The organism is Spinactinospora alkalitolerans (assembly GCF_013408795.1).
Lineage (GTDB): Bacteria > Actinomycetota > Actinomycetes > Streptosporangiales > Streptosporangiaceae > Spinactinospora > Spinactinospora alkalitolerans.
On the sequence record NZ_JACCCC010000001.1, the window covers coordinates 4,925,253 to 4,938,712 of the forward strand.

A 13,460-nucleotide genomic window follows, 5' to 3' on the forward strand; every position below is an offset into this window, starting at 1 on the left:
TGCGCCCCGGCCGCCGGTGGGCGGTCCGGGAGGCGGACGGCGCCGGAGGAGCCGAGCCCCCGGCAGTCGCAGACCGCCCGGTTCGTCGCCGCGGGGGCGAACGACCGCGAGGTGGCGGCCCGGCTCTTCCTGAACCCGCGCACCGCAGGCCACCACCTGCGCGGCGTCTTGTGTGGCGGCCCCTACCGGCTCACCTCGATGGCGATCTTGCCCCGGGTGTGGCCCTCGGCGTTGCGGCGCTGAGCCTCGGCGGCCTCCTCCAGCGGGAGGACCTCGGCGATCTCGACGGTGACCTTCCCCGCCTCGACCAACTCGACCAGCGCGGTCAGGTCGGCGCTGTCGGGCCGGACGAAGAGGTAGGAGCCGCCCAGTTCGGTCACCGAGCCGTCGGCGACCGAGGCGACGCGGGCGCCCTCGGCGGCCAGCTTCGGCGTGGCGGCCAGCGCGTCGCCGCCGACGGCGTCGAAGACCGCGGTGACTCCGCCGGGCACGATCTCGCTCACCCGGTCCTCCAGGCCCTCGCCGTAGGAGACGGGCTCGGCGCCCAGCGAGCGCAGGAAGCCGTGGTTGCGCTCGGATGCGGTGCCGATCACGCGGGCGCCGCGGGCCCTGGCGATCTGCACGGCCAGCGATCCGACGCCGCCGGAGGCGGCGTGCACCAGCACCGTGTCGCCGTCGGCGACCCGGAGCCGGTGGACGAGGGACTGGTAGGCGGTGAGCCCCGCCAGCGGCAGGCTCGCCGCCTGCGCCCAGGTCAGGTTGCGCGGCTTGCGGGCGAGGGAGCGCACCGGGGCCGCGACCTTCTGCGCGTAGGTCCCGCGGCGCAGGACGTCCTCGCGCACGTAGCCGATGACCTCGTCACCGGGCGCGAACTCCGGCACCGACGGACCGGGGCGCTCGACCACGCCCGCGACGTCCCACCCGGGGATCACCGGGAAGAACGTCTCGATCGCGGCGTCCAGATACCCCTCGCGGAGTTTCCAATCGACCGGGTTGACCGAAGCCGCCCGCACCTCCACCAGCACCGAGTCGGGCCCGACCTTCGGCTCCGGGACCTCTGCGAGGCGCAGCATCTCGGGACCGCCGTATTCGCCGTACACGATCGCCTTCACGGCCGTTCTCCCCTTCGACGCGGATCACATCTGGTCTCCTCGGCCAACGCGACACGCCATCGACCGCATTCCCGCCCCGGGACCGCGCGGAGGGAATCCGTGACGCAAGGTGGCGGCCCGGCGGAATCCGCTACCCGCGGCACGCGTCTTCGGACCCGTGCCGCGCGGCGGCCGCACGGCGCCGGGGCCGGAACCGGCCCCGCCTCGTCCGCAGGTGCCGCCGAATGGCCGGTTCCGGACTTTTTGTCAGCACCTTCGATTAAAAGATCAAGGGAAGGCATTCCCGGGAAACATGAATGTACGGGCTCCCCCGCCGAATCGTGGGTCCGTAGCTAAGGAGGCCCATGCCCCAGCTGGCCATCGACGCGACGTGTCTTCCCCAGTACGACAAGCTCGACCGGCCGACTCGGGAGCGCCTGCTCGCTGTCACGCGCAAGTTCAGGGAGCTTTCGTTCGACGCCCTGATGTCCCATCCCGACCTGCGGATCCAGCGGCTGCCGGCCGGGCAGGACCCGCGAATTCGGACGTTTCGGATCAGCGACGCCTGGACGGGGGTCATGCTGGCGCCGGAGTCGGGCGAGACGTTCCTGCTGGTGCACCTGCTGCCGCGCGAGCGCGCCGACGAATGGGCCGGCGACCAGCGCCACGACGTCAACACCGTCATGGGCACGCTGGAGCGGCGCGACGCCGCGGCCCTGGAGCGGGCCGGCGACGACAAGCCCGACGAGCGGGTGGAGCGGCCGCAGGAGGGCGATGCCGCCGCGGGCCTGTTCGACGACATCGGCGACCACGATCTGCGGCGGCTCGGCATCGACTCCGAGATCCTCGACTTCTGCCGATCGCTGAGCAGCGTCAGCGAGCTGGAGCACTGGGGTCCGACGCTGCCGCAGGACCAGTACGAGGTGCTCGTCGAACTCGCCCAGGGCCACTCCGTCGAACGCGTGATGCGCGAGGTCGTCGAGCCGCGCCGGCCCTCCGTCGGTGCGGTCGCCGCCGACGACTACGACACCGCGATCCGCAACACCCGCGAGCGCGTCATCGTCGTCAACGACGACCAGGAGATCGAGGACGTGCTGGCCGGCGAGTTCAACGCCTGGCGGATCTACCTGCACCCCAAGCAGCGCGAGCTCGCCTACCGGCCGCGGTTCAACGGGCCGGCGAAGGTGTCGGGCGGGCCGGGCACCGGCAAGACCGTCGTCGCGCTGCACCGGGTGAAGCACCTCGCCGAGCACCTCCCGCTGGACGGGCGGGTCCTGCTCACCAGCTTCACCAACGCGCTGGTGGAGTCGTTGAAGCGCAACCTGGCGCTGCTGCTGCCCGCGGAGCTGATCGCCGACGTCGACGTGGTCACCGCCGACAAGCTGGCGCTGGACGTGGTCAAGGAGGAGCGCCCGGAGGTCCGGCTGCGCTCCGACACCCGCGGCCTGTTCGCCAACATCGCGCGCAGGCACCGGCTGCCCTGGCCCGCCGACTTCGTGTACCAGGAGTACCGGCACGTGGTCATGGCCCAGGAGATCGGCACGCTGGAGGGCTACCTCGACCCCGACGCCCGGCGCGGCCGCAGCACGCCCCTCACGGTGGACCAGCGCCGCGACGTCTGGCACGCGATCTCCGACGCGCGCGCCATGATGCGCCAGACCAGGCAGTTGCCCGCTCTGGAACTGCACGCCGAGGCCACCAGGATCCTCGCCGACCGGACGGACAAGCCCTACACCAACGTCGTCGTGGACGAGGCGCAGGACCTGCACCCGGTTCAGTGGCGAACCCTGCGCGCCGCGGTCCCTCCGGGCCCCAACGACATGTTCATCGCGGGCGACAACCGCCAGCGGATCTACGACAGCACGGTCTCCTTCAAGCGGCTCGGCATTCGGATCGTCGGCCGCTCCTACCCGCTGCGGGTCAACTACCGGACCACGACCGAGATCCTGACCTGGGCCAACGAGATCATGCGGGGGCAGGAGGTCAACGAGCTGGGCGAGTCGGTGCCCGAGCCGGCCGGCAGCACGCGCTCCGTGCTGCGCGGCGACCCGCCCGAGCTGTACGGCGCCCCCGACGAGGCGGCCGAGCTGGAGGCCCTGGCCGAGCGCGTGCGCAGGTGGCTCGCCGACGGCATCGCGCCGGGCGACGTCTGCGTCACGACCCGCACCAACCGGATCCGCGACCTCGTGGTCCGGCACCTGCGCGACCGCGAACTGCCCGTGGCGGTGTTCAATCCGCGCGAGCACGCCGTCACCGAGGCATCCGACACCATCCGCGTCACGACGATGCACGGCGTGAAGGGCCTGGAGTTCCGCGCGATCGCCGTCTTCGGCGCCACCGCCGATGCCCTGCCCAAGATGGACCACGTCACCAGCGCCGACCTCGACGAGCAGCAGCACGCCGCCGACCTCGCGGCCCAGCGCTCACTCCTCTACGTCGCCTGCACCAGGGCCAGGGAGTCCCTCTACGTCTCCTGGCACGGCCCTCCGAGCCCGTTCCTGCCGATGTGACGGGCCCTCCGGTCCGGGCGGTCCGGCCGCGGTGCCGCACCGCGGCCGGACCGCCCCTCGTCCGCCGGAAACCGCACGCGCGACCCCGGTCAGTAGCGGAAGGACGAGCCGTAGGTGCATTCGCTGCGGGCCTCGTCGAGGTTCACGGGGTTCTCCTCGAGGATCGCGCGGGCGCGGTGGCGGGAGGAGTTCCAGGCGGTCCAGGGGTCGGCCTCATCGAGGCGGTCGGCGAGGTCGATCAGGGCGCAGCTGCGCGCCGGTTCGGGCAGCGCGTCGATGGCGGGGACCGCGTCGGCGGACAGTCCTCTCAGGTAGTCGGTGTCCGTCGTCCCCATGAGCCGGTAGGTCTGCGCCGCCTCGCTGCGGGCCTCCTGCTCCGCCGCGACCCGGCCCGCCATGCTCTCGGCGATCCGGGCGTCGGGGTTGTAGAAGGTGAACAGCGCCAGGGCCAGGCCGGTCGCCAGGACCACCGTCCGGGGCAGCCAGCGGACGGGCCGGCCCAGCAGGTCGAGCACGCCCGCGACCAGCACCAGCACGAAGACCGTCCCGATCCACCCTGCGGTCGCCGTGACCGCGGTGCGCAGCCGGGTGAGCCCGAATTCCTCGGTGTAGAGCCCGAGCCGGTCCAGCGCGGAGGCCAGGATGACGAGGGTGAGGCAGCACAGCAGGCCGAGCAGGACGCTGAGCAGCCTGTCCTTCCCCGTTCCGCCGCCGGACAGCAGCCAGCGGGAGACCGCGATGATCCCCAGCACGAACGCGCTCACCACGACGAGCTGGAAGAAGCCCTGCCGCGCGTACTCGGCGTAGGTCAGGTCGGCCGTGTTCAGGATGTGCTCGTTGCCGCCGAACAGCGTGGCCGCCTGGACCGCGACGAAGGAGAGGAAGAGCAGGTTCACCGCTGCCAGCGGCACCGCCCAGACCGTCGGGCCCACCCGCAGCCCCGGTTGCGGCGCCTCGGGGTCGACCACGGGCCGCCGCGCGACCAGGACCGCCGTGCCGACGAGCGCCGCGGTCGCCGCGAACAGCACCGCCCTGAACGGCAGGGAGGCCAGCCAGGCGTCGTCGAAGAGCTGCCCGGCGAAGTGGGCGAAGACGGGGTCCGCGGAGGCGAAGAGTGCACCGAAGACGATCAGGAGCACCGCGGTGACCGCGGCGCTGATCAGCGCCGGCAGCCACTTGCGCCGCGCTGCGGGATCGCGCAGCGGGGCGGTGAGGAAGCGCGGCGCCAGGGACGCGTTGGCCGGCAGGCAGAGCCCGCCCAACAGGGCGCCGAACCAGTGCCGTCCGGCGCCCGATACGGCGAGGGCCGCGAGGCCGAAGGCCGCGGCCAGGTCCAGTGACACCAGCCAGCCGGCGTCGCGGATCACGGCGGCACCGGCCAGGACCCCGGCGAGCGCGGTGTAGGCCACCGTCCAGAACGAGAGGCGGCCGCGGGCCGCGGGGAACACCGCCGACGCGGCGACGGCCGCGGCCACGAGCAGGCCCAGGCCGGGACGGTGGAAGGGGATCAGCAGGGCCGCCAGGGCGCCGGCGCCCAAGGCCGCGGGCAGCAGCCAGCGGGGCGTTTCGGGAAGCGGCGGACGCGGTGGGCGAGGGCGGGGCGGCGCCCCGTAGCGTGGCGGCCCCCACCCCGGATACGGGGCGGCGTAGGGATTCGGCCCCCACGGCGCGGGGAACGCCTGTGGGCCCGGGCGGCTCCGGCCCGGCCCGGCGGCCGTCGGTTCCGCTCCCGCGGAAGGACCGGCTCCGCCGGGGGTCCAGGCCCCGCCGGGGCGCTGAGGCGCACCGGAGGGCTCCGCCTCTGCAGAGGGTGTCTGCGCTTCCTCGGCCGCCTCGGAGCCGCCGGGGGTCCGGGACGCACCTGAGGTCTCGGCCGCCTCCACCGCGTCCGCCGTCTCGGCGGGGGAAACAGCGCCGTCGGGTGCCTCGTCCGCCTCCGTCTCCGCGGAGCTCCCGGTCTTCTCGGCCTCCTCGGAGCCGTCGGCGGCCCGGGACGCGTCGGAGGCCCCGGCGCCCTCCGCGGAGGGCGCCGGGGCCTCCTCCCGTTCCTTCCGCGGCTCCTCCGGCCGCCCGCTCTCCTCGGGTCCGACCGCTCCGGGTTCTTCGCTCATATCTGCCTCCAGGGGGTACCGGCCGCTGTGCGGCGATCGGCGGGCTCATTGTTGTCGATGCCGAGCGAGCCCGTGCGGTTCGGCGATTTCCGCGGGCGATGCCGGGGCGCCCGCTTCGACGCGGGACCGGACGTCCCCGTTCCACCGCCGGGCGGCCGAAGGGCGCGTTTCCATGTCGCAACCGCGCGGGCCCGGCGGGGGTTGGCACAATGATTCTTCCTGAACGCGGCGGCGCGGCCACCGGTGCCGGGTCCGCCGCGCGACACCGTTTGGAGCCTGACGTGGAGTACCGCCTCACCGCCGACCTGACGCCGCCCGCGGGTCAGGGACCGCTCGACGAGTTGCAGCAGCTCGGCGCGGCGGCGCTGCTCCTGGAGTGGCTGGAGCGCATCGCGACGGTCGAGGGGCCCGACGGCGCCGAGATCACGCCGTACGACCACGAGGTCGACGTGGCTCCCGGCGGCGCGGTGATCCGGCTCCTCGTCGACGCCCCGGCCCTCGACTTCGCGGAGAACGGCGCCGAGGCGCTGCTCCAGGAGATCCTGCAGCGGACCGAACTGCTGGCGGACTGGCGCGTCGCCAGGTGCGAGGTGACGGTCACCGACGCGGAGCTGGTCGAGGCGGTCGCGCTGAACGAGGACACCGGCGCCGCGTCCCGGGCCCCGACCGCGGGCGTTCCCGAGGAGGTGATCGCGGAGCAGCGGCGGCGCCTGCTCCGCGACAGCGCCCGGTTCCGCGCCTTCGCCCTTTCCGTCTTCGGCCCCGCCCCGGGCGGCCGGGACGCCGGGTCCACCGGATCCGCGCCGAGCGAGGCGGACGGTGCCGCTCTGGCCGCGGGGGCGCTCGTCCACTGCGCCTCCGTCATGACCGAGGAGCTCTTCATGGACGTCCTCGCGCTGGACGAGGACGCCGACTCGGTCGTCCGCGGCGGGACCGACCTGACGGCCGACGACTGCGATGCGATGTTCGTGCTGCACGACCTGCCGCCGCGCTACCGCCACCACTACGACGCGATGTTCGCCAAGAGGTTCCTCGTGGCCTCCGCCGGCGTCTTCTCCCGCCTGACGAGGCCGGAGTGGCGGCCTCCGGTGTGCACCGCCGAGGCGCTGGCCCTGCACCTCCTGGTCCGCAACGCCAAGGTCCTGCTGACCTTCCAGGCCGGCCTGGACGAGGAGACCGTGATCGACATGATGGCGGCCTTCAACGAGGCCGCCTACGACGCGCTCGACCACGAGTGGCTCTACCTGAAGGAGCTCGACGCGGTGGAGAACGGCGAGGACGGGGACGCGCCGGAGGACTTCGGCTCCGACGAGCTCACCGTCCGCTCCTGGTTCCGCCCCGCCGACCCCTCGCTGCCGCTCCCGCACCCCTACCTGGCGGACGAGGAGCCGGGGTGGACGTGAGCGGGAGGGCGGGCGCCGCGCCGGAAGGAGGGGCGGCGGTTCCCCGCTTGTCCACAGCGAAGAAACCGTCCGTGGCGCTCCGCCGGGGCGGCGCTTAGGCTGGCTTCGCCGCGTCACCTCCAGCGATGACGAGAACGACCAGCCGAGGACATCAGCACGATTCCACGTGGCGCATGCTCCGGTCTCCGCACGGAGACCCGGCCCGTCGAAGCCGTCGAAGCCCGTCGAAAACGAGGAGTCGCCGTGTCCCAGCGCTGGAGTGGCCGCAGCACCGGATGTCCGGAGGGGCCGCCGGGCTCCCTTCCCCCTTTCTCCCCGCCCGATCGCGATGAGCTGGTGGCCGCCGCCGACGCCGCGCCCCTGGTGGACAGGTTGTGGCGGTTCCTGGAGTGGATCGGAGCCGGGCGGCCGGTGTCGCGGGACGCGCACCGCGGCCCGCACGGCCGGGAGGACCTCGTGCTACTGGGCATCGGGCGGTGGGTGGGCGACGACGAGGTGCCGGACGGCCCCGCCGACACCGACTTCGAGGACGCCGCCGAACTGCTGGCCATCCTGCTGGAGGGCGGCGTCGTGCGGGTCGAGGCGGAGACGCGGCGGCGGCGCTCGGCGGAGGTGCAGCGCCGACACGGCCGGGTGGTCCCGGCGTCCGAGGAGCGCCTGAGGCGGCCGCACGCGTCGCTCGTGCTGTGGCGGACCGTCTTCGGCCAGGTTCCGCTGCTGTGGAGGCGCCGCGATCCGCACGCCTTCGGCGCTCTGACCGAGAGACTGCTGCCCCGGCTGCTGCTGGGACTGTGCCGCGCGGAGGGGCGGCCGGTTCCGGCCGAGGAGCTGGTCGAGGCCGCGAATCCGGAAGGGCTGGGGCGCTCCGGCTTCGAGATCGCGTTCACGCTGCTGGAGGCGCTGGGGGTGCTGCGGCGCGACGGTGATCCCGATATCGGCGACGCCCTCGCCCTCACGCCCCTGGGGCACTACGCCGCCGCGTCCGTGCTCGCCGCGGGAGGGCACCGGCTGCGCGCCGCCGGCGGTCCCGCAGGCGGGGAGGCGGCGCAACGCGCCTCAGGACCCGCCGCGGAAACCTAGGATGGGGACCACACGCCTCGGTACCGGCGCCGTCCGCCGAGCGGCGGGGCCGGACGGGCGGGAACGCCTCCGGCACGTCCGCGAAGGCCCCGCCCCCTGTTCGATCCGATGAGGAGCCCATCGTCATGCGCCTGGTGTTCACCAACGCGGCCGAGGAGGCCTTCGACGCGTACCGGGAGCGGTTCGTCGCGCGGGCGGTCGACCACGCCCGGCGTGAGCGGACCGAGGTCTCCCGGCTCGCGCTGGAGGAGGTCCTCGACTACAAGTACGGGGAGCCCGACGCCGGGGGCGACGGGCTCGTCGCGCGCTGGCACGCCGCGGACGTCGCCTCCCTGCTGCTGGACTGGATCCCGCGCGCCGGCGGCAAGCCCCCGGCGTTCGAGGAGGTCTCCACGGCGCTCAGGACGTGGTGGGCGCTGCTGTCCGAGGAGGGGTGGCTCGATCCCCGCTCCGACGCCCCCGACGCGTTGGCGGCCGCGATCGAGGAGTTCGCCGACGGGCACAGGTACGCGATGGAGCACCCGGCCGAGCACCGCATCGCGGCGTTCATGCAGCGGACGATGGCCGAGTTCGGGGTGGACGTCAGCGACCCTGAGCAGGTGGCGGAGTTCGAGGCCAGGGTCGATTCCGGCGAGATCCCGATGGACCTCGACCTGCTCGCCGACATCGCCGCCGGCGACGTCGCCCCTCCCCCGTCGCTGCTGGCCGGCCCCGGCCGGTACGGCTACACCTGGCGGGCCCCCCGGCTGCCGGAGGGCGAGGAGCTGGCCGCGGCGATCGAGAGGGCTCCGGCCATCGCCGACGAGCGGGCGGCCGCCCCGGAAGAGCGGAAGGATCCCGAGGAGCTGTGGCTGGAGGCCTACGACGGCGTGCCGGAGAGGCTCGCCGCGCGGCTGGGACTCGAGGACGAGGCGTGCTACGAGGCGTTCGGGGCCGAACCCGACACCCTCCTCGAGTTCGTCGTCACGGCGCTGTTCATGGAGAGGCTGGCGCTGCCCGCCTCGCTCATCACCGAGATCACGGCCGCGATGGGCGACCTGTTCGAGGAGGACCGCCCGCTGACGGAGTCGGAGTCGCGGCGGTTCGGGGAGGCCGTCGCCTTCCTGCTCGACGAGCTGGAACGGCTCGGCGCCGTCGAGCGCGAGACGTCGGGCGAGGACGCACGGCGCGCCGGCGAACCGGTGATCCGCCTCACGGCGCTGGGCGAATGGGCCGGGTTCGAGGAGCTCTCCGTCGCCGGCTACGCCATTCGCACCTTCGACGAGCTGATGGGCGAGAACGCCGAGGTGCTCGTGGAGCGGGCCGCCACCGGTGAGCCGTTCACCGATGCCGACCTCGACTCCTGGATCGCCGAGCGCGACACCGCGCAGGCGATGCGCGAGCTGATCGAGGTGGCGCGGCGCACCGACGACTGCACGCACAGGGCCGCGGTCCGCGCCGCGACCGCTGAGCACGCGCTGGTGGCCCGGCCGTTCTACGAGGGCCTGCGCGACCACCCCGATTTCGGCGGGCAGGCCAGGAGCTGGCTGCACAACGCCGGATTCGCCAAGGACGACGAGGTCACCCACGAAGACCTCGCCTGGACCATGATCGACGGAATCGCGGCCATGGCGCGGCTGGATCTCATGACCGACGAGCAGATCGCGGACCTGCCCATGCGCAAGAGCGCCGACGGCATGCCCTTCCTGGACATCGCGGTCGCGCTCGACCATCCCGAGACCGGCTACCTCCTCGGCTGGATCGGCGAGAACCACCCCGACGCGAAGATCCGCAAGCAGGCCCGCACCACGCTGTTCCGCCACAGCAGCCGAACACGCGAGAACGGTTGACCCCCCCGCACGGGACGACCGGCGCCGACGGCGCGTGCGCGGTGACGGATGCTGAGGAACGGGACCGGCCCGAGCCAGGGTGTGTGGTGACCCTTCTGAGTGGTTTTACCGCTTGCCCGAAACACGTGACAGATGACGGTCGTACGACGTACCCGGTACAACGAACACACCTGCTGAGTGAGTGGTAGGCGGATAGACCATTGACCCGTTACGGGCTACTCGGTACGAACCGACACTTCGGTGGGCCGGCCCCGCTCCGGCTCGTCAGTCTAGTTCGGCCAGATCGGTCTTGTTGGCCTGGTTGATCGCCTGCTTGACCCGCTGGGCGAACTCGCCGATCCGGTCGATCTCGTCCCACTGCGCGCGCCGGGCGGCGCCGTAGTCGGTCACCTCGACGACGTCGTAGCCGAGCAGCTCCATCTCCTCGACCTTCAGGCCCTTCTCGCTGAAGCTCTCCCGCTTGCGCTCGATCTTCTTGACCGTCCGGTAGCGCACCCAGTCATCGCCGCTCTCGTAGACGCCGACGTCGTCCGCGCGCAGCGGGACGGCCCGGGCCGCCTGCTCCAGCTTGGGGATGGTGTCGTCCTTGAGGACCAGCAGCTCCGGGATCGACAGGAGCCGCATGCGCCCGTCGAGGTCCTCGATCTCGGCCCGCGCGAGCTGGTTGGTCCGCGAGATCCGCAGGGCGAGCTCGCGGTCCTCCTCCAGGATCGCCGCGATGCGCTCGCGGCACTCCTGCACCGTGTACTCGCGTCGGGTCGCCTTCTCCGTGCCGGGCTGGGGCCGGTAGGCGCCCTCCCCCTCCAGCCGCGACGTCCGGTAGGCGCGCCGCTCGTTGCCCGAAAGGCTCAGGCGGTTGATCCAGCTCTGCAGGTCGGCCGCGAGCTTCTTGCGCCGGTTGAAGGCGTCTCCCAGAGTCATCGTCACGACGCGGGACTCTACCAACGCCTTTCGGTCGTTTCACCTGAAATTCCGGGTCCGCGGGGGCTCCCCTCCCCGGAACGCGGGGCGGGGCGGCGCCCTCCGGAGGGCGCCGCCCCGCTTCTCTCGCCGTGGCCGCCGGTCAGCGCGTCACGGTGTGGCGGGCGTTGGGGACGCAGTGGGTCATGGTGAGGCCCTCGACGTCGCGGCGGCCGTTCTTGCCGAGGTTGGCCAGGCGGTCGCGGTCCTCCTCGGTCAGGGTCTGGCTCTGCAGCGGCTCCAGTTGCGCGACGTCGCCGGGCGAGATGCCCAGGCCCTCGCCGACCCGCAGGCCGAGATCGTCGTCGACCAGCAGGAAGTGCCAGACCATGCGCTCCTGGATCGGCCGGTCGCACTGGGAGAGCTGGTTGATGAAGTTGTTCACCAGGTCGTCCTGCTCCCACCGCTCCATCAGGCAGTAGCGCTGCCCGGCCTGCTTGTAGTCGTTGGTGCGCTGGATGCGCTTGCGGGTCAGCCGGCCGGTGATCTCCGGGCCCTGCTCGTCATAGGTGGGGAACTGCGCCTCCCTGAGCCCGCCGTTGATGGACGGCTCGTAGTTGACGTGCGGGTTCTCGCCCCCCTTGTCCTGGTGGTAGGTCATCAGGCCGTCGCGCTGGTTGGTGTTGACCCCGGAGCCCTTGGCCTGGTTGACCGGGAGCTGCAGGTAGTTCGGGCCCACGCGGTAGCGCTGGGTGTCGCTGTAGGAGAACGTGCGGCCCACGAGCATCTTGTCGTCGGAGAAGTCCAGTCCGTCCACCAGCACGCCGGTGCCGAAGGAGATCTGCTCGTTCTCCGCGAACTGGTTGCCGACGTTGCGGTCGAGCACGAGGCGGCCGACCGGCCGGGGCGGGAAGTCCTGCTCGGGCCAGGTCTTGGTGTCGTCGAGCGGGTCGAAGTCGAGTTCGGGGTGCTCGTCGTCGCTCATCATCTGCACCAGCAGCTCCCACTCGGGGTACTCGCCGCGCTCGATGGCGTCGTGCAGGTCCTTGGTGGCGTGGCCGAGGTCGCCGGCCTGGACGTTGGCCGCGTCCTCCTCGGTCATGCTGCGCACGCCCTGCTTGGGCATCCAGGTGTACTTGACCAGAACGGTCTCGCCCTCGGCGTTGACCCACTTGTAGGTGTTGACGCCGAAACCCTGCATGTGGCGGTAGTCGGCCGGGATCCCGCGCGGGCTGAACAGGTTGACGATCATGTGCATCGACTCGGGCGACTGCGACATGAAGTCGAAGATGCGGTTGGGGTCCTGGCGGAACGTCACCGGGTCCGGCTTGAGCGCGTGGATGACATCGGGGAACTTGATGGCGTCGCGAATGAAGAAGACGGCGAGGTCGTTGCCGACGAGGTCCCAGTTGCCGTCCTCGGTGTAGAACTTGATCGCGAATCCGCGCGGGTCGCGCGCCGCCTCCGAGGAGTCGCGCCCGCCGATCACCGTGGAGAACCGCAGGGCGATGTCGGTGCGTTTGCCCGCCTCCTGGAAGAGCTTGGCCCGGGTGTAGCGGTTGACGGGCTCGTCGCCCCACTTCCCGTAGGCCTCGAAGTAACCGTAGGAGGTCGCTCCGCGCGCGTGCACCACGCGTTCGGGGATGCGCTCGCGGTCGAAGTGGCTGATCTTCTCCAGGAACTGGTAGTTCTCCAGCGTCGCGGGGCCGCGGGAGCCCACCGTGCGCTGGTTCTGGTTGTCGTAGACCGGGTGGCCCTGTCGGTTGGTGAGTTGGGCGCGCTGGTCGTCAGGCCGGGGCCCCTGGCTCGACACGTCCGTCATGACGGATTCCCTCATTCTGCCTGGTCGTCGCACGTAGTGGTCGGACCAGTGCCGCTACCCGGGCCGCCATGCCTTAATCACGCTCCCACCTGGCCGTATGGGCTCAGGAGGATGATTGGCTGAGGCGGCGCCGGGGTAGCGGGCGGCACCACAGTCCCACGAGACGGCACCCCGATCGGGCGGAGCGAAGACATGACCGACAACCCGGGGAACCCGGAGAACCGCGAAGAAGCGGAGAGCGGCACCGTCCACCGGGCCGTCGCCACCGCCGAGGGCGGGCACGTGCGCACGGAGGACGGGGCGGTGTCCAGCGCGCTGGGCTCACCGCTGAATCCGTCGCAGGGCGCGCCCACCCCGGAGAACCTGCTGGCCGCAGGATTCGCCGCGTGCCTGCACCACGCCGCGGCCGAGGCCGCCGCGGGCGGCGACGACGAGGGCGACCGGCCGGTGCGGGTGCGGACGACGGTCGGCCTGGACAGGGACGACGACGGCCGCTACGCACTCGACGTCCGGGCCACGGTCTTCGCCGAGGGCATGAGCGAGGACCAGCAGGAGGCGATCGCGCGGGAGGCCAACGGGATCTGGCCGTTCGGCGGCGAGCACGATCCCCGCTTCACCGTGAGCGTGAGCCCGGGGGAGAACAAGCCACCCGGGTGAGCGGCCGCCGACCGGCCGTCCACAGGCGGGAAATCGGTGTGGCGGGCGGACGGGGCG

General features: G+C 72.4%; 9 protein-coding genes. 5 read left to right on the plus strand and 4 right to left on the minus strand.

Going from position 1 to position 13,460, the window contains the following annotated elements:
* Positions 1-182: 182 nt before the first annotated feature.
* Positions 183-1,112 (minus strand): NADP-dependent oxidoreductase, encoded by a 930-nt coding sequence (locus HDA32_RS21885; RefSeq protein ID WP_179644989.1) that lies wholly within the window; start codon positions 1,110-1,112, stop codon positions 183-185.
* A gap of 344 nt (positions 1,113-1,456) precedes the next feature.
* Here HDA32_RS21885 and HDA32_RS21890 point away from each other — a divergent pair, with 344 nt between their 5' ends.
* Positions 1,457-3,601: a 3'-5' exonuclease gene (locus HDA32_RS21890; protein ID WP_179644990.1), complete on the plus strand. Its 2,145-nt coding sequence runs from the start codon at positions 1,457-1,459 to the stop codon at positions 3,599-3,601.
* 89 nt (positions 3,602-3,690) lie between these two features.
* Here the strand turns inward: HDA32_RS21890 and HDA32_RS21895 are convergent, their stop codons facing one another.
* A complete protein-coding gene (locus HDA32_RS21895) occupies positions 3,691-5,712 on the minus strand; it encodes a DUF4153 domain-containing protein (RefSeq protein ID WP_179644991.1) in 2,022 nt (673 codons plus the stop codon).
* Between the two features lie 281 nt (positions 5,713-5,993).
* Here HDA32_RS21895 and HDA32_RS21900 point away from each other — a divergent pair, with 281 nt between their 5' ends.
* From HDA32_RS21900 to HDA32_RS21910, 3 genes are all read left to right on the plus strand, one after another.
* A complete protein-coding gene (locus HDA32_RS21900; protein WP_179644992.1) occupies positions 5,994-7,115 on the plus strand; it encodes a hypothetical protein in 1,122 nt (373 codons plus the stop codon).
* Positions 7,116-7,358: 243 nt separating this feature from the next.
* Positions 7,359-8,195, plus strand: a complete 837-nt coding sequence (locus HDA32_RS21905; RefSeq protein ID WP_179644993.1) for a hypothetical protein — start codon at positions 7,359-7,361, stop codon at positions 8,193-8,195.
* A gap of 125 nt (positions 8,196-8,320) precedes the next feature.
* Positions 8,321-10,024 carry a hypothetical protein gene (locus HDA32_RS21910; RefSeq protein ID WP_179644994.1) on the plus strand — a complete coding sequence of 568 codons (1,704 nt, stop codon included), beginning with the start codon at positions 8,321-8,323 and terminating at the stop codon, positions 10,022-10,024.
* Positions 10,025-10,288: 264 nt separating this feature from the next.
* Here HDA32_RS21910 and HDA32_RS21915 read toward each other — a convergent pair whose 3' ends face one another.
* Both HDA32_RS21915 and HDA32_RS21920 read right to left on the minus strand, forming a co-directional pair.
* A complete protein-coding gene (locus tag HDA32_RS21915) occupies positions 10,289-10,945 on the minus strand; it encodes a hypothetical protein (protein WP_218883271.1) in 657 nt (218 codons plus the stop codon).
* Between the two features lie 142 nt (positions 10,946-11,087).
* A complete protein-coding gene (locus HDA32_RS21920; RefSeq protein ID WP_179644996.1) occupies positions 11,088-12,746 on the minus strand; it encodes a catalase in 1,659 nt (552 codons plus the stop codon).
* Between the two features lie 192 nt (positions 12,747-12,938).
* Here HDA32_RS21920 and HDA32_RS21925 point away from each other — a divergent pair, with 192 nt between their 5' ends.
* Positions 12,939-13,403 (plus strand): OsmC family protein, encoded by a 465-nt coding sequence (locus HDA32_RS21925; RefSeq protein ID WP_179644997.1) that lies wholly within the window; start codon positions 12,939-12,941, stop codon positions 13,401-13,403.
* Positions 13,404-13,460: the final 57 nt, after the last annotated feature.

Excerpts from the sequence above, each read along its gene's own strand:
- HDA32_RS21890 (WP_179644990.1), top strand. The coding sequence starts at position 1,457 with ATGCCCCAGCTGGCCATCGACGCGACGTGTCTTCCCCAGTACGACAAG.
- HDA32_RS21910 (WP_179644994.1), top strand. The coding sequence starts at position 8,321 with ATGCGCCTGGTGTTCACCAACGCGGCCGAGGAGGCCTTCGACGCGTAC.
- HDA32_RS21920 (WP_179644996.1), bottom strand. The coding sequence starts at position 12,746 with ATGACGGACGTGTCGAGCCAGGGGCCCCGGCCTGACGACCAGCGCGCC.
- HDA32_RS21925 (WP_179644997.1), top strand. The coding sequence starts at position 12,939 with ATGACCGACAACCCGGGGAACCCGGAGAACCGCGAAGAAGCGGAGAGC.
- HDA32_RS21895 (WP_179644991.1), bottom strand. The coding sequence starts at position 5,712 with ATGAGCGAAGAACCCGGAGCGGTCGGACCCGAGGAGAGCGGGCGGCCG.
- HDA32_RS21915 (WP_218883271.1), bottom strand. The coding sequence starts at position 10,945 with ATGACTCTGGGAGACGCCTTCAACCGGCGCAAGAAGCTCGCGGCCGAC.